The 15,129-nt window shown below is 71.2% G+C and carries 14 protein-coding genes; 3 read left to right on the plus strand and 11 right to left on the minus strand.

The window, feature by feature from the left end:
- Nucleotides 1-10: 10 nt before the first annotated feature.
- The gene (locus OHA21_RS02370) at nt 11-1,987 is read right to left on the minus strand and encodes an ATP-binding protein (protein ID WP_328469635.1); all 1,977 of its coding nucleotides are present in this window, start codon (nt 1,985-1,987) and stop codon (nt 11-13) included.
- 101 nt (nt 1,988-2,088) lie between these two features.
- Between OHA21_RS02370 and OHA21_RS02375 the strand changes: the two genes are divergently transcribed.
- Together OHA21_RS02375 and OHA21_RS02380 are read left to right on the plus strand one after the other, a co-directional pair.
- Complete coding sequence (locus tag OHA21_RS02375) at nt 2,089-2,514, plus strand: ATP-binding protein (protein ID WP_328469637.1); 426 nt, start codon at nt 2,089-2,091, stop codon at nt 2,512-2,514.
- Nucleotides 2,511-2,834, plus strand: a complete 324-nt coding sequence (locus OHA21_RS02380; protein ID WP_328469639.1) for an STAS domain-containing protein — start codon at nt 2,511-2,513, stop codon at nt 2,832-2,834. Before OHA21_RS02375 ends, OHA21_RS02380 begins: the two co-directional genes overlap by 4 nt.
- Here the strand turns inward: OHA21_RS02380 and OHA21_RS02385 are convergent.
- The 9 genes from OHA21_RS02385 to OHA21_RS02425 form a co-directional block, all read right to left on the minus strand.
- Nucleotides 2,824-4,428, minus strand: coding sequence for a methyl-accepting chemotaxis protein (locus tag OHA21_RS02385; protein ID WP_328469641.1), 1,605 nt, complete (start codon nt 4,426-4,428; stop codon nt 2,824-2,826). The genes OHA21_RS02380 and OHA21_RS02385 overlap by 11 nt on opposite strands.
- Nucleotides 4,429-4,498: 70 nt before the next feature.
- Nucleotides 4,499-5,668, minus strand: coding sequence for a GAF domain-containing sensor histidine kinase (locus OHA21_RS02390; protein ID WP_328469643.1), 1,170 nt, complete (start codon nt 5,666-5,668; stop codon nt 4,499-4,501).
- A 180-nt stretch (nt 5,669-5,848) separates the two neighbouring features.
- Nucleotides 5,849-6,238 (minus strand): Hpt domain-containing protein, encoded by a 390-nt coding sequence (locus OHA21_RS02395; RefSeq protein WP_328469645.1) that lies wholly within the window; start codon nt 6,236-6,238, stop codon nt 5,849-5,851.
- Between the two features lie 55 nt (nt 6,239-6,293).
- A complete protein-coding gene (gene rhaI / locus OHA21_RS02400) occupies nt 6,294-7,448 on the minus strand; it encodes an L-rhamnose isomerase (protein WP_328469648.1) in 1,155 nt (384 codons plus the stop codon).
- The gene (locus tag OHA21_RS02405; RefSeq protein ID WP_328469650.1) at nt 7,445-8,503 is read right to left on the minus strand and encodes an ABC transporter permease; all 1,059 of its coding nucleotides are present in this window, start codon (nt 8,501-8,503) and stop codon (nt 7,445-7,447) included. Before OHA21_RS02405 ends, rhaI begins: the two co-directional genes overlap by 4 nt.
- The gene (locus tag OHA21_RS02410) at nt 8,500-9,507 is read right to left on the minus strand and encodes an ABC transporter permease (RefSeq protein WP_328469652.1); all 1,008 of its coding nucleotides are present in this window, start codon (nt 9,505-9,507) and stop codon (nt 8,500-8,502) included. Before OHA21_RS02410 ends, OHA21_RS02405 begins: the two co-directional genes overlap by 4 nt.
- Nucleotides 9,504-11,009 carry a sugar ABC transporter ATP-binding protein gene (locus OHA21_RS02415; RefSeq protein ID WP_328469653.1) on the minus strand — a complete coding sequence of 502 codons (1,506 nt, stop codon included), beginning with the start codon at nt 11,007-11,009 and terminating at the stop codon, nt 9,504-9,506. The genes OHA21_RS02410 and OHA21_RS02415 overlap by 4 nt, the downstream gene beginning before the upstream one ends.
- Complete coding sequence (locus OHA21_RS02420; protein ID WP_328469655.1) at nt 11,009-12,037, minus strand: autoinducer 2 ABC transporter substrate-binding protein; 1,029 nt, start codon at nt 12,035-12,037, stop codon at nt 11,009-11,011. Before OHA21_RS02420 ends, OHA21_RS02415 begins: the two co-directional genes overlap by 1 nt.
- Nucleotides 12,038-12,799: 762 nt before the next feature.
- Nucleotides 12,800-13,507: a DUF3618 domain-containing protein gene (locus OHA21_RS02425; RefSeq protein WP_328469657.1), complete on the minus strand. Its 708-nt coding sequence runs from the start codon at nt 13,505-13,507 to the stop codon at nt 12,800-12,802.
- Here OHA21_RS02425 and OHA21_RS02430 point away from each other — a divergent pair.
- Entirely contained in the window at nt 13,488-13,877 is a 390-nt protein-coding gene (locus OHA21_RS02430; protein ID WP_328469659.1) for a hypothetical protein, read from the plus strand. The two genes, OHA21_RS02425 and OHA21_RS02430, sit on opposite strands and share 20 nt — an antisense overlap.
- 712 nt (nt 13,878-14,589) lie before the next feature.
- On the opposite strand, the gene OHA21_RS02435 is transcribed toward OHA21_RS02430, so the two are convergent.
- Nucleotides 14,590-15,006, minus strand: a complete 417-nt coding sequence (locus OHA21_RS02435) for a phage holin family protein (RefSeq protein WP_328469661.1) — start codon at nt 15,004-15,006, stop codon at nt 14,590-14,592.
- Between the last annotated feature and the right edge of the window lie 123 nt (nt 15,007-15,129).

Genomic DNA, 15,129 nt, shown 5'->3' on the forward strand with positions numbered 1-15,129 from the left:
GGACTTTTCGTCACGCGTACGACTGCGGGTTCATCGGGAGTCGTACGGTCGCGACCGTACCGCCCTGCTCGCCGTCGCGCAGCGTGATGGTTCCCCGATGGAGATCGACGATGGCGCGGGTGAGCGAAAGGCCCAGGCCGGCCCCCGGAATGCCGCTGTGCCGCGCGTTCGTCGCCCGGTAGAGGCGGGCGAAGAGCCGGTCGCGCTCCTCAGGAGGGATGCCCATCCCGGTGTCGGTGACCGTGAGTAACGCCGCGTCCTCGGCCGTGGTGAGGTTGACGGTGACCGTGGAACCGGCCGGGCTGTACTTGACCGCGTTGCCGATCAGGTTCTCCGCGACCTGCCGGAGCCGGACCGGATCGCCCGGCACGGTCAGCCGGGCGGGCAGCTCGGTGCGGATCTCCGGGTGCGGCTCGGCGTCGGCGGCGGCGGTGGTCGCGACGGTCGCCACCACCGCGGCCAGGTCCACGGCGGTGACGTTGAGCTGGGCGTGCCCGGATTCCAGGGCGGCGAGGTCGAGCAGCTGCTCGACCAGGGTGCGCAGCCGGGCGTTGTTGCGCTCGATCACCGCGAGCAGGTCACGCACCTCGCCGATGGTGGTGTCGTCGCCGGACTCGGCGATCAGGTCGGTGTAGGTGCCGATCGAGGTCAGCGGCGTACGCAGCTCGTGCCCGACCAGGGCGACGTATTCGCCGATGCTGGCCGCCAGCTGGTTGGCCAGCTCCTCGGCCCGGCGGCGTTCCAGGTAGGCGCCGATGTGCCCGGAGATGCCGGTGAGCAGGACCGCGAGCGCCGGTTCCGGCTCCTGCGGCGCGTGGGTGAAGAAGGTGAGCACGCCGACCACCTTGTCCGCGCTGCGCACCGGCACCGCGCCGGCCGCCCGGTAGGCGCTGGACGCCGCCACCTCGGGCAGCAGCGGCGAGCCGGGGCTGTGGACGTCCGGCACCCAGACCAGCTCGCCGCGGGCCCAGCAGGTGCCGGCCAGCCCGCTGCCCCGCTCGATGGCCGCCGGCAGGGCGGGTGGTGCGCCGCCGGGACCGGTGTGGGTGGCGGCCGGCCGCAGCCGTTCGGTGACCTCGTCGACCAGCCACAGCCGCAGGTACGGCCAGTGCAGCTCGTCGGCGATCGCACCGAGCACCGCGCGCGCGGCACTCGCCGTGTCCGGGGCCTGGACCAGGGCTTTCAGGACCCGGCTCTTGCAGCGCTGGTACTGGTGCTGGTGCTGGTCGGCGGTGACGTCGTGGACCGCGGCCACCGCGCCCAGCACGACCCCGGCGGCGTCCCGGACCGGGCGGGCGTTGATCGAGAACCAGCGCGGGCGGTGCTGCCGGTCGTCGGCGAGCAGGCCGGCGTGGCGTACCTCCTCGCCGCTCAGCGCCCGGTGCAGCGGCAACTCGCCGACCTGCAGCGGGCTGCCGTCGTGGCGGCGCAGCCCGAAGTGGCCGATCCAGTCGCGGACCGGCACGGTCATCGCGTCCGGGCCGAAGAAGTCGCGGACCGCCTGGTTGGCCACCAGCGGCCGGCCGTCGAGGTCGCAGGCCACCACGCCGGTGTCCAGGCTGTGCAGCATCGCCTCGAGGAAGGCGGTGTGATGCGCGTCGGCCGGCGGCGCCGGTTCCGGCTGAGGCGCGGCCAGACAGGTGCGCAGGACCTCGGTCAGCTCGCGGACCCGGAACGGTTTCGGGACGATCGCGGCCGGCTCGGCACCGGTGAGCAGCGCGTCGCCGGGCGGCAGGTACGCGGTGACCAGCACCACCGGCACCGTGGCGGTGGCCGGGTCCTCGCGCAGCGCCCGGCACATCCGGATGCCGTCCAGATGCGGCATGTCGACGTCGGCGACCACCAGGTCGGGCCGGTGCGCGTGGGCGGCGGCGAGCCCGGCCAGCCCGTCGCCGGCGACGGTGACGTCGTGGCCCAGCCGGCGGACCACCTCGGCGATGACGGCCTGGTGTTCCGGGTTGTCCTCGACGACGAGCACCGCTGCCATTCCTGAATCATATGAAACCAGACATAGGGGTCGGCGACGTTTCCGGGTCCCGAGGGCCGGGGTATTGTCCGGCCGCACATCGGCGACTCCTGGGGTTCTGCATGAGCGCGTTGACCGCATATCTGGACGTACCACTCTCGCGGGAGGCTCCCGCAACGGCCCGCCGGGCTGTCACCGCCGTGCTGGCGGGCTGGGGATTCCGCGACGAGGACTGGCTCGACTCGGCGGCCGTGGTGGTCAGCGAGCTCGTCACCAACGCGGTCCGGCACGGCGGTGGCTGCGTCGCCCTGCACGTGGAGGCCCACGACGAGCGGGTCACGGTCTCGGTGGCGGACGGCTCCTCGGTGGTGCCGCGCCGGCGCGACCCGGACGGCGTGGGCGGCCGGGGAATCGCCCTGATCGAGGCGCTGTCGACCGGGTGGACCGTGCAGAACCACGAGGGTGGCAAGCGGGTCCGGGTCGTGCTGAGCCCATGCCCCGGCGTGCGTACCGGTGAGTCGGGAAGCGCTCGAGGGAGTGCGTCATGAAGATCGTCCGCCTCGACGACGGCGGTGTGGTCCGCCTCCAGATCCGCGGCGAGCTCGACATCGCCCAGGCCGACCGGATCACCGAGCAGGTCACCCGGGTGCTGACCGGCCCGGCCCCCGAACAGCTGGTGCTCGACCTGGCCGGGCTGACCTTCTGCGACTCGACCGGGATCGACGCGCTGATCGGCGCCCGCGAGGCGGCCCGCCGGCGTGGCGTGGACTTCCGGGTGGTCCGGCCGCGCGGCATCGTCCGCCGGGTCATGCAGGCCATCGGGGCGTACGAGTCGCTGACCGGCGGCCCGGCCGCGCTCAGACCGTGAACCGCTGGGCGGCGGCCCGCAGCCGGTCCGCGAGCTCCTGCACGTCGTCCGCGGTCCGGGCGGCCTGACCGACGCCCTCCCGGCTCGCGGCGGTGCTGTGCGCCACGCTGGCGATGTTGTTCGCGATCTCGCTGACGCCGTTGGCGGCCTCGCTCACCCCGCGGTTCATCTCGCCGGTGGTCGCGCTCTGCTCCTCCACCGCGGAAGCGATCGTGGTCTGGTAGTCGCTGATCTGCTCGATGATCCGGCTGATCTCGTCGATCGCGGTGACCGCCTGGCCGGTGTCCGCCTGGATCGCGGAGATCTGCTGGGAGATCTTCTCGGTGGCCCGGGCGGTCTCCTGGGCCAGGTCCTTCACCTCGCTGGCCACCACCGCGAAGCCCTTGCCCGACTCGCCGGCCCGGGCCGCCTCGATGGTCGCGTTCAGCGCCAGCAGGTTGGTCTGCGCCGCGATCGTGGTGATCACGTCGATCACGTCGCCGATCTGCGCCGACGACTCGCCGAGCCGGTTGATGGTCTCGCTGGTGGAGCGGGCCGCGCCGACCGCCTCCGAGGCCACCTGGGCGGCGTCGGCGGCGTTGCGGGAGATCTCGCTGATCGCCGAGCCCATCTCGTCGGAGCCGGCCGCGACCGTGTGCACGTTGCCGGAGACGCCGGCCGCGCCGGTGGCGGCGAGCCCGGCCTGCTGGTCGGCCTCGGCGATCGAGCTGCCGATCTGCCGGCTCACCTGGCGCATGGTCTCGGAGGCCTCGGCCAGCCGGCCGCCGTTGTCCAGGATCTCGACGACCGTGGCACGGACGCCGGCGATCGCCTCGTCGACGGCCCGGCCCATCACCGCCATCTCGTCGGTGCCGCTGGTGTCCACCCGGACCGTCAGATCGCCGTGCGCCATCCCCTCGAGCGCCGTGACGAGCCGGCCGGCGGGCTGTGCCACGCTGCGCGTCACCGCGATCGTGAAGAGCAGGGCGGCCACCGCCGCGAGCAGGAACACCACGATCATCGCGTTGCGGGTGGACGCCGCCTCGTCCTGCGCCTCCTGGGCGGCGGCGTCGGCCCGCTGGGTGACCGAGGCGATCAGCTGGTTCGTGCCCTCGACGATCTTGAAGTAGAGGTCGTAGCTGTCCCCGAGCAGCAGGGCGTCGCCCTCCTTGACCTGCTCGGCGGTGTAGAGCGCGACGATCTGCTCGTCGGCCTTGCGGTAGTCGTCCCAGCGCGCGCTCAGACCGTCGAAGACGTCCCGCTCGGCAGCTGTCATGGCGGCCACGTCGGTCTCCGACAGCAGCTCGGCCAGCGAGTCGAGCGAGGCGAGGAAGCCGGCCCGGTTGGGGTTCTCCGGGTCCACCGCCGTCTTCGGGTCGAGCCGGTAGACGTCCCAGGCGTACGCCAGCTGCCAGCCCGAGACGTCGGCGTTCAGGAACTTCTGCTCGTCGACCTGGTGCATCAGGTGCTGCAGCGTCCGCAACCGCCCGGCCGACTCGGACTGGTGGTTGAGGGCCACCGCGCCGATCCCGACGGCGACACCCAGCAGGACCAGGACGACCGTGAAAGCGACACCGAGCCGCCCGGCCAGACGAAGCCGCCGCAGAACCGCCATCGACACTCCCTGCTCAAGCCGGGCCTTCTCCATCCTGATCGGCGGAGAGCGCCCGAGACTGAGCGTGAGTTCACATATCGGGCAGAGTCATCCGGGCGACGGTGCCCGCGCCCGGGCCGGCGGAGGTGACGGCCAGCGCGCCGTCGTGTGCCCGGACGATCCGGTCGGCGATGCTCAGGCCCAGCCCGACGCCGGGAACGGCCTGCTCACGGGCGAACCGGCCGCGGTAGAAGCGTTCCGACACGTGTGCCAGCTCGTCGACCGGGATACCGGCGCCGGTGTCGGTGACCTCCAGGGCGCCGGCGGCGATCCGGACGGTCACCGTCGAGCCGGCCGGGCTGAACAGCACCCCGTTGCGCACCAGCTGCTCGGCGGCCTGGCTGAGCCGGGTGAAGTCGCCGGGCACCAGGGCCGCGCCGTCGCCGGGGCGGATCTCCACGCGTACGTCCCGCTGGGTGGCCTGGTGGCGGCAGGCCGCCACCGCGGCCTCGGCCACGCTGACCAGGTCGGTGCGGGCCCGCAGCAGCGGCAGCGGCGTGCCCGCCGGCCGGGTGCCGGCCAGCAGGTGGTCGACCATGGCGACCAGACGTTCGCCGTTGCGCTGGATCGGGTCGATCAGTTTCCGGTACGGGGTGAGCTCCTCGTTGTCTACCAGAAGCTCCAGATACCCCTGGATCGTGGTGACCGGTGTCCGCAACTCGTGCGAGACGGTCGCGACGAAGTCCTCCTCCCGGCTGATCGCCCGGGACAGTTCGTCGCCCACCTCGGCCAGCAGCCGCCGGGCCCGGATCGCCGCGAGATGCCCGGCGGCCTGCCCGGCCATCATCACCAGCATGTCCAGCTGCCGCCCGGTGAACGTCCGGGGCCGGTCGTCGAGCACGCACAGGGTTCCCAGCACGTGCCCGTCCTCGTCGATCACCGGGGCGCCGGCATAGAACCGGACGGGTTCCCAGTCGCGGTACTCCGGGTGGTCGTGGGTGTCCTCGACCACCAGCGGCTCCCGGGTGCCGACCAGCCGGGCGCACAGCGAGAGTTCCAGCGGGACCTCGCCGGGCAGGATCCCGCTGCTCCCCGCGTGCCACTGGCGGTCCCGGCCGATCAGGTTGACCGCGGACATCGGGGTCTCCAGCACCGAACTGGCGAGCCGGGTCAGCTCGTCGAGCACCAGCGGGCGCGGGCCGTCGAGCAGCTGGTAGCTGTCCAGGGCCGCGAGACGGGCGTCTTCCCCTGTTGCGCTCACATCTGCATCCGTTCTCCCAGGTCGCCGGCGAGGGTTCGCGAGGACGTGGCCTGAACTTCGGCGTTGCGCGGCACCCGGTTGAGGACTTCGGCCGGAGGAATTCCGTGCCGCCGAACACTCAGCCGCACTCCGCGGGCGGCGATATGACGTGGCCGCCGCGCTCGCCGGAGCACACCGAGATCAGCTCTGGTAGTCGCCGGTGACCACGGACACCGCCCGCAGGGCGCCGGCGACCTCGGCCCGGACCCGGTCGGCGGTGGCCGCCGGATCGGCGACCGTCCCGGCGCGGGCCTGATCCTCCACCGACGCGCAGAGCTCGGCGAGGGCGGTCGCGCCGATGTTCGCGGCCGAACCCTTCAACGAGTGCGCCTGGTCCCGGACCGGGCCCGGGTCGCCGTCGTGCAGAAGCCCGATCAGGGTGTCGGCGGCGGCCGGCACCCGGCCCTCGAACGAGCGCAGCAACCGCAGGACCAGGGCGATCTCGGCCGGTGTCGGATCGCCCTCGGTGATGTCGGCCAGGCGGGCGCGGACGCCGGAGACCCGGGCCTCGTCGTCCGTGACGGTTCCCATGCCGACCATGGTGCGCCAGAGCTCAGCCCCGGCGCACCGACTTGCCGGAGTTGGCTCAGGCGCCCCAGCCGGCCTGCTGGCCACCGACCCGCTCGGCGGCGACGGTCGCCGCGTACCCCGAGTCGTTGAACGCCCTCACCGGGTCGCGCGGCAGGCCGCGGGCCTCGCGCCGGTCCGCGAGCTCGGCGCGCACATCGGTCTCGTACGCGTCCATCAGCACCGCGTGCGCCCCCAGCACATCACCGGCGCGCTGCTGGGCGGCGAGCGCCTCCTGATCCACCAGCAGCGCCTTCGCGAGGGCCTGCTCGACGTTGAGGACCGAGCGGATCTGGCCCGGGATCTTCTCCTCGATGTTGTGGCACTGGTCGAGCATGAAGTTGACGCCCGACGCCGGCCGGTGCGCGCCCTGCGACACGATCTCGGCCATGATCCGGAAGAGCTGGAACGGGTCCGCCGAGCCGACGATCAGGTCGTCGTCGGCGTAGTAGCGCGAGTTGAAGTCGAACGCGCCCAGCTTGTTCACCCGCAGCAGCTGCATCACGATGAACTCGATGTTGGTGCCCGGCGCGTGGTGGCCGGTGTCCAGCACCACGGTCGCCTTGTCACCGAGCGCCAGGCAGTGCACCAGCGAGGTGCCCCAGTCCGGGATGTCCATGCTGTAGAAGTGCGGCTCGAAGAACTTGTACTCGAGCAGGATCCGCATGTTGTCGTCGAGCGCGTCGTAGATCGTGCGCAGCGACTCGGCGAGCCGGTCCTGCCGGCCGCGCAGCGAGTCCTGCCCGGCGTAGTTCAGGCCGTCCGGCAGCCAGATCTTCAGGTCGGTCGAGCCGGTCTGGCGCATCACATCCAGGCACTGCAGGTGGTGGTCGACGGCCTTGCGGCGGATCGCCTCGTCCGGGTGGCACAGCGAGCCGAGCCGGTAGTCGTCCTCCTGGAACAGGTTCGAGTTGATCGCGCCGATCTTCACGCCCAGCTTGTCGGCGTGCGCCTTCAGGTCGGTCCAGTCGTCGACCAGGTCCCACGGGATGTGCAGCGAGACCCGCGGGGCCAGGCCGGTCAGGCGGTGCACCTGCGCGGCGTCGGACAGCTTCTCGTACGGGTTGCGCGGCACCCCGGGCCGGCCGAAGACCTTGAACCGGGTCCCCGAGTTCCCGTACGCCCAGCTGGGGACCTCGACCGTGAAGTCGTCGAGCTCGTCGAGGCGGGTCATGAGGTACCTCCGTACCGTCGGTTGGTGAGCCCGTTGAGCAGCGCCGCGAAGACGAGGACGGTGCCCAGGGCGAGGAGCTGGTACTGCGCGCCCTCGTTGCCGACGAAGGCGAGCAGGATGCCGGCGTTGAGCCAGACGATGAGAAGGGTCGCGAGGACGACGCCGGCCACTCTGCCGATGCCGCCGGTGATCGCCACCCCGCCGAGCACGGCGATGGTGATGGCGGGCAGGGCCATGCCGCTGCCGGAGACGCCCGCGTCGGGGCGGGCCGAGGCGAACTGCGCGACGGTCACCACGGCCACCAGGCCGGAGATCAGGCCCGCGTAGACGTAGGCCTTGAAACGCGTGTCACGCACGGGGAGACCGGACCAGCGCGCCGCCACGTCGTTGGTGCCGATGGCATAGAGCCGGCGACCGTACGCGGTACGCGCCAGCAGAACCCACACCGCCACGACCGTGGGCAGCAGGAAGGTGAAGATCCCGAGGGGTACGTCCGGGATGTACTGCCCGAATAGCGGCAGCTCCACCGACTTGCTCAGCGAGAACAGGTCCTGGATCGGCGGCGTGCTGATCGGCTGCTGGCTGTTGATCACGATGGCGATCGACTTGAACGCGTAGTACGTCGCCAGGGTCGCGATCAGCGCCGGGAATCCGATGTAGGACACCAGGAACCCGTTGACCGCGCCGCACAGCGCGCCGAACCCTGCGGTGGCCAGGATCGCCATCCACAGCGGCCAGCCCCACTCGCCGTACCCGAAGCCGAACACCATGCCGGCGAGACTCACGATCGCGCCGACGCTGAGGTCGATGCCGCCGCGCCCGGAGAGGATCACCAGGAGTTCGGCGAGGCCGAGCATGGCCAGCGGGACCGCGTTGATCAGGGCGGCGGACATGTAGTCGAAGTCGTACGGCGCGGTCAGGTAGCCGCCCGCGTCGTTGATGAAGAACGTCACCACGACCAGCACGATCAGCACCGCCAGAAGCGGGATCCGCTGGGTGAGGAGGATCTTCAGGATGTCCGGCCGCTGCCGGACCGGCGCCGCTGTCGCGGTCATCGGGACCTCCTCGCCCGGGCGCGCAGCAGGTCGGCACCGACCGCCACGATGATGAAGATGCCGACGAACAGGTCGGAGAGCTGCGAACTCCAGCCCAGCTGCGTGACGCCGGAGGCGACCGACTGGACCAGCAGGGCGCCGAGCAGGGTGCCGAGCACCGAGCCGCGGCCACCCATGATCGAGGTGCCGCCGATGACGACGGCGGCGATCACGGCGAGTTCCTTGCCGGAGCCGACGGACTGGTCGAGCGTGGAGGTGCCCTGCGCGATCACGAAGCAGGACGCCAGGCCGACGAGCAGGCCGGTGAGCACGTAGGCGAGCAGGACGCGGCGCTGGACGCGTACGCCCGCCAGCCGGGCCGCCTGCGCGTCGCCGCCGATGGCGAAGAAGTGCCGGCCGCCCGCGGTGTGCCGCAGGTACCACCAGGCCGCCGCCGTGATCAGCAGCGTGATCAGGAACGCGTGCGGTACGCCGAACGTCCGCCCGTCCTGGCCGCGCCCGAAGAACGCGAGGGTCCCGGGGATCCCGTTCACCGTTCCGGAGCCGAAGATCTGCAGGCCCAGGAAGAGGAACAGGTTCGCCGTACCGAAGGTGATGATGATCGCGTGCACGCGGCCGTACGCGATCAGCACGCCGTTGATCAGCCCGAGCAGGCCACCGGCCGCGACCGAGACGAGCACCGCCACGGCCAGGTTGACTTCGGCCTCGACCAGCAGTTTCGCCGTCAGCACCGAGCACACCATGATGGCCGCGCCGACCGAGACGTCGATGCCACCCGTGATGATCACGATGGTCATGCCGACGCCGACCAGCGCCACCGGCGCGGTCGCCACCAGCAGCGGCTGGATCGAGCCGGCGGTCATGAACGCCGGGGTGCTGGCCCAGAGCGCCACCCACAGGATCGCGATCACGCCGACCAGCACGATCTCCTGGCCGGTGACCGGGGGAGGGAGCACCTTCTGCTTGGTTCGCACGGCGGGCTTCTCCGCCGTCGTGACGCTCATTCGCTTCCTCCCGCGGCCGCCGCCAGCAGGTCCACCTGCTTGGCGTCCGGGCCGAACTCCTCGGTCGTGGTCCCGCCGCGCACCACCTGGATGCGGTCCGCGATGCGCAGCGCCTCCGGCAGGTCCGAGGTGACCACCAGCACCGCGGTGCCCTCCTCGGCCAGCTCGGTGATGATCCGGTGGATCTCCTCCTTGGCGCCGACGTCGACACCCTGGGTCGGCTCGGCCAGGATCAGCACCTTCGGCCGCTCCACCAGCTGCCGGGCCAGCACCACCTTCTGCGCGTTGCCGCCGGACATCGCGTTCACCGGCTGCCGCTCGCTCGGCGTCTTCACCGCGAGCCGCTGGATCAGGCCGGTCGCGACCTTCGTCTCGCGGGCCCGGTCGATGAACATGCCGAACCGCGACAGCAGCTTCAGGTGACCCGCGGAGATGTTGAAGGCGATCGACTGGAAGCCGAACATGCCCTCGAGCTTGCGGTTCGCCGGGAGAAGCGCGACGCCCTTCTTCTGCGCGTCCTCCGGGGACTTCAAGGTCTCGGTGGCGCCGTCCAGCCTCAGCTCGCCGCCGGTGGCCCGGTCGATGCCGTAGATGCAGGCGGCGATCTCCGAGACACCGCTGCCGACCAGCCCGTACAGGGCGACGATCTCGCCTTTGCGGACGGCCACGTCGACGTCGCGGAACTTGCCGGCGCGGGTCAGGCCGCGCAGCTCCAGCACGGCCGGTCCCTCCGGGACCTCACGGTGCGGCCGGGCGTCGGAGAGCTCCTCACCCACCATCAGGTGGGCGATCTGCCGCACGCTCAGATCACCGATCGGGTACGTCCCGATGGTCCTGCCGTCACGCATGACAGTGACCTCGTCGGCGATCCGGAACAGCTCGTCCAGCCGGTGCGAGATGTAGATGACCGCGACACCGGAGGCGGTCAGCCGCCGGACCACGTCGAAGAGCACCTCGATCTCGGCGTCGGTCAGGATCGCCGACGGCTCGTCCAGGATCAGCACCTTCGCGTCGCCGGAGAGCGCCTTCGCGATCGAGACCTGCTGCTGCTCGGCGATCGATAGGTCGCCGACCGTGGCGGTCGCGTACTTCGCCGGCAGGCCGAGCAGCTCGAGGAGTTCGACGACCCGCTCGTTCTGCGCGGCCCAGTCGACTCTTCCGCTCTTCTTGAGCTCCTTGCCGAGGAAGATGTTCTCCGCGACGGTCAGCTCGGCGAAGAGCTGCGGCTCCTGGTAGACGGTCGCGATGCCGAGGGCGATCGCGTCGGTGGTGGAGTGGATCCGCACCGGGGCGCCGTCCCACTCGACTTCGCCGGTGTCGGCGGTCTCCGCCCCCGCGATGATCTTGATCATCGTGGACTTGCCCGCGCCGTTCTCACCGACGAGAGCGTGGACCTTGCCCGCCCGTACCGTGAAATCGCCGTGCTGAATGGCCCGAACCGCGCCGAACCGCTTACTGATAGCGGTCAGGCGCAGCCGGGGGGTTTCGTTGTTGTCGGTCATCAGTAGTTGAACTGGTCGACGTTCTGGTCGGTGATCTCCAGAGCCGGGCCGAGGAGCAGCATCTTGTCCGCCTCGGTGTACTCGACCGCGGACAGCTCGCTGGAGACGTTGTTCTTGGCCTCGAACGACTTGCCCTGCGCGATCTGGGCGCCGGCCCACGCGGTCAGGTAGCCGAGGTTCTCCACGTCCCAGAGGATCGCGGCGGTCGACGACTTGTCCTGCAGGTACGGCTTCATCGCCTGCGGGGTGCCCAGGCCGACGGTGAAGACCTTGCCGATCTTGCCGGCGTCCTTGACCGCCTGCGCCACACCCGGCGCGCTCGACGTGCACTCGCCGACCAGACCGGTCAGGTCGGGGTGGGCGTTCATCAGGTCGGTGGCCATCTGCGTCGCCTTGGCCTGGTCCTCACCGGCGTAGACGATGTCGACGATCTCGGCGTCCGGGTACTTCTCCGCGGTGACCTTCTTCTGCACCTCGATCCACGAGTTCAGGTTCTCGGCGGTCTGGCCGCAGGAGACGATCGCGTACTTCCCCTTGCCGCCCATCGCCTTGAGCAGCGCGTCGGTCAGGCCGGTGCCGATGCCCTCGGCGGTGGCCTGGTTGACGAAGACCTCACGGACGCTGCTCGGCGCGTCGGTGTCGGCGGTCGCGACGTGGATGCCGGCGTCCTTGGCCTGCTGCAGCAGCGGGGCCATGCTGTCCGGGTCGTTCGGCGCGACGATCAGGGCGTCGACCTTCTGCTGGATGTAGGAGCGCACGATATCGGCCTGCGCCGCGGCGTCGGCCTGGGTCGGCCCCTGGTACAGCCACTCGACGTTGCCCATCGCGGCGGCGGCTTCCTTGCCGCCCGCGTTCATCGCCTCGAAGTAGGGCACGCCCTGCAGCTTCGGGACGAAGGCCACCTTGTAGGTCTTGCTGCCGGCATCAGTGCCGCCGGCAGAGTCGGTCTCGTTCTTTTTGGTGCAGCCGGTGAGAGCTATGGCGGCCGTCGCGGTGAGCGCGACGGCAGCAGCGAACCGAGGACGCATGACGCCTCCTGTTGTAAGGGCTCTTGAAACGTTCTATCCGAGGTGTGACTCACGTTACGAGCCAGTTAGCGCGTGGTCAAGAGTTGACTCCGCCCGGTCTGCGAGACCCACCCGCTAGGTGGCCCGCTCTGCCCGGCCCGGTTGGGTGAGACGTTTCAACACATTGAGCCGCATGCTGCCGCTTCATTTGCGCGCCGGCGCGTGCCACACCGCGATCCGATCCCGGGCTGCGGTGTGGGCTCGATGCGGGACCGCCCACCGTGCCCGGCCATGACCTGGGCACTGCCCCGGCTGAGCCCGAGGCGTCGGCCACGTGCTGTGGCCCGGGCGGGGGCGGCCGCGCGCTGCGCCGCCGTCCCGCCGTGATCTCGCCCGGCCCGAACCTCCGCGGCGGCCTTCTCAGATCAAGTCAGAGCGCCGGACGGCCGGCGAATCAAAGTGTCGGACAGCCCGCGGATAAGTGTGTGCCGAAATGTTTGGGGTGGCGCCGCAAGCATGGACGGTCGGCGCCCACCCGCCGCGATCTTGCAACTCGCGTCGAGGGGCGGCGTCCTCCAGCCTGCCGTGGGCTCGCGGCGCGACGGGTCACTGCGGGGGGGTCACTGCGGTGGGTCACTGCGGCGGGTCGCCGCTGCGGCGGCTGGCTGCGGCGGGTCGCTGCTGCAGCGGCCTGCTGCGGCGGGTTGCTGGTTTGCGCGACGCGGACCGGCCCGGGGCGGGTGCCTTCCGTGGGTCTCGCCAGACGGCGAGACCCACGGGCAATCAGCGGCGCCGCGGGCGGTTGCGGCGGATCAGCACGATGCCGGCTGCCGCGGCGGCGACGGCGGCGCCGATCATGGCGAAGCGCTGCGGGTCCGCGGAGACCCGGCGCGGGACCGAGCCGAGCGCGGCACCGGCGCGGTTCGCAGTGTCTGCGGCGGATTTGGCCAGGTGTGTGCCGGTGTCGGCGGCGGATTTGGCCAGGTGTGTGCCGGTGTCGGCGGCGGATTTGGCCAGGTGTGTGCCGGTGTCGGCGGCGGATTTGGCCAGGTGTGTGCCGGTGTCGGCGGCGGATTTGGCCAGGTGTGTGCCGGTGTCGGCGGCGGATTTGGCCAGGTGTGTGCCGGTGTCGGCGGCCGACTTGGCCAGATGAGCCCCGGTCTCGGCGGCCGACTGCTTGACCCGGCCGGGCACATCCAGTTTGGCGGCCAGGGCAGCGGCGGTCTCACCCATCTCGGCACGCGTACGCTCGATCTCGGCCTTGAGTTCTTCCGCGCGATCGGGCGTACCCCCGTCGTCGCCGGCGGTAGCCGTGCCTTCCTGGACGTACGGATGTGGTGCGCTCTTCGGCATCTCGGTCTCGGTGTGTACGGGCGTGGTCAGATAGGTGCCCGCCTGCCCGGTCGCCGGCTTGGCTCCGGGGTCGCCTCGCTTCGAAGGCTCCTCGGCCCGCTCGGCGGCAGCCGCTTCGGTGCTCTCACCGGAGGCCACGGCGCTGCTGCCCGCACCCTTTGTCGGCCTGGTGTCGCTGACCGCCGAAGGGCTGGGACCCGGCGCCCCCTTCCCGGCGCCGGCCGTACTCGGCGAGCTGCCACCAGTCGGGCTCGGCGTTGCCTTGCCGGCCTCGAGCCTGCTCGGTGCGGCGTTGCCGGTGGCGCTCGAAGCTGTTGCAGCGCCTGCGGGGCTCGAAGCTGTTGCAACGCCTGCGGGGCTCGGAGCTGTTGCAGCGCCTGCGGGGCTCGGCGTTGTCTTGGCGGCGTCGGGCTTGCTCGGTGTGGCGTTGCTGGTGGCGATCGGGGTGGCCGCTCCGGCACTTGCCGGGTGGGGCATAGCCTTGCCGCTCGGCGCCGGCTTTGCGTGACCGGCTGTACCCGGCCCGGGGGCCGTCACTGACCCAGCGTTCCCGGCGGCACTCGGTCCAGTCTTGCCGGTGGCGTTCTCGCCTGCCCGTCCCGAACCGCCGCTCGCGGGACCGGAACTCGATGCCGACTGCCCGGCGGCGCCCCGGTCAATGCCGGCGGGCGTCTTCTGCTGACCGGCTGCCGCCTCGTTGTTCGGAACGCCGCCGATGTGCTGCGGCGTCGATTTGCCGGCGCTCGTAGCGACCGGACCTGGTTTGTCCGGACGGGTTTCGGTGCCTTCGTGCTTGCCCGCTGTGCCAGTGGCTGCGCTGTGCCCGGAGCTGTACAGCGTGCCTGCGCCATGGTCCGACTTGCCGGCTGTGCCGAGGGTTCCGCTGTGGCCCGAGCTGCCGGCCATGCCAGTGTTTGCGCTCTGGCCGGAGTTCGTCGCCGTGCCGGACTTCGCGCCGGAATTGCCCGGCGTGCCGGAAGCGCTTCCCGGCTTTGCGGAAGCCGTCTTCTTCGCGTCGTGCGTCGTCCCCTGCTGGTCGCGGTGGGGCTTCGCCGGCGTGGGGCCGGACTTGGCCTGTCCGCTGGGGCCCGGCCGCGCGTCGGTGCGGTTCCGGCCCGGGGGAGCTGGCTTGGGGTCGGTGCGGCTCTGGCCCGTACCGGTCCGGTTCTGCGGTCCCGGGCCTGGTTTCGGGGTGTCGCTGTTGCGGTTCGTAGACGTGCTCACGAATGCCTCCCGTGGCGGGCCGCGGTCATCAGCGCATCGACGTCGCGGCGGCCGCTGGCCATGGCGGCTTCGGGCGCCGGTGGGACCGCCTGCTGCACCTCTTTCTTGCCGATCATCCCGGCGATCCCGGCCGTGGCGAACAGGGCCACGGTCACGATCAGCGCGGCTGCCCAGACCGGCATGACCAGCGCGAGTGCTGCGCCGATCGTGACGAAGAGGGCGCCTACCCCGTACAGGGCGATCACTCCGGCCCCGCCCAGCAGGCCGGCGCCCTTGCCGGCTTTCTTGCCCTTCTCCGTCATCTCGAGGCGGGCCAGGGCCAGCTCGTCGCGGACGAGCGTGGTCACCTGTTCGCTGAGCTGGCTGACCAGTTGCGCGGTGGAAGCCTCGGTTCGTGCGTCTGTGTGGGTCATCGTCCCCTCCGTCCTGCACGGTTGTCCGCTGCAGAGGTACCCCCGCAAACCCCCACTAATCAGGCCTAAGCGTTCCGCTCGCGCTTTTCCGATGTACGCGCGGCGCACAGTCCCCGCCTACCC

The sequence above is a fragment of the Actinoplanes sp. NBC_00393 genome (genome assembly GCF_036053395.1).
Lineage (GTDB): Bacteria > Actinomycetota > Actinomycetes > Mycobacteriales > Micromonosporaceae > Actinoplanes.

Coding starts and splice junctions, on each gene's coding strand:
- OHA21_RS02370 (WP_328469635.1), bottom strand. CDS start 1,987: ATGGCAGCGGTGCTCGTCGTCGAGGACAACCCGGAACACCAGGCCGTC.
- OHA21_RS02375 (WP_328469637.1), top strand. CDS start 2,089: ATGAGCGCGTTGACCGCATATCTGGACGTACCACTCTCGCGGGAGGCT.
- OHA21_RS02380 (WP_328469639.1), top strand. CDS start 2,511: ATGAAGATCGTCCGCCTCGACGACGGCGGTGTGGTCCGCCTCCAGATC.
- OHA21_RS02385 (WP_328469641.1), bottom strand. CDS start 4,428: ATGGCGGTTCTGCGGCGGCTTCGTCTGGCCGGGCGGCTCGGTGTCGCT.
- OHA21_RS02395 (WP_328469645.1), bottom strand. CDS start 6,238: ATGGGAACCGTCACGGACGACGAGGCCCGGGTCTCCGGCGTCCGCGCC.
- rhaI (WP_328469648.1), bottom strand. CDS start 7,448: ATGACCCGCCTCGACGAGCTCGACGACTTCACGGTCGAGGTCCCCAGC.
- OHA21_RS02405 (WP_328469650.1), bottom strand. CDS start 8,503: ATGACCGCGACAGCGGCGCCGGTCCGGCAGCGGCCGGACATCCTGAAG.
- OHA21_RS02410 (WP_328469652.1), bottom strand. CDS start 9,507: ATGAGCGTCACGACGGCGGAGAAGCCCGCCGTGCGAACCAAGCAGAAG.
- OHA21_RS02415 (WP_328469653.1), bottom strand. CDS start 11,009: ATGACCGACAACAACGAAACCCCCCGGCTGCGCCTGACCGCTATCAGT.
- OHA21_RS02420 (WP_328469655.1), bottom strand. CDS start 12,037: ATGCGTCCTCGGTTCGCTGCTGCCGTCGCGCTCACCGCGACGGCCGCC.
- OHA21_RS02435 (WP_328469661.1), bottom strand. CDS start 15,006: ATGACCCACACAGACGCACGAACCGAGGCTTCCACCGCGCAACTGGTC.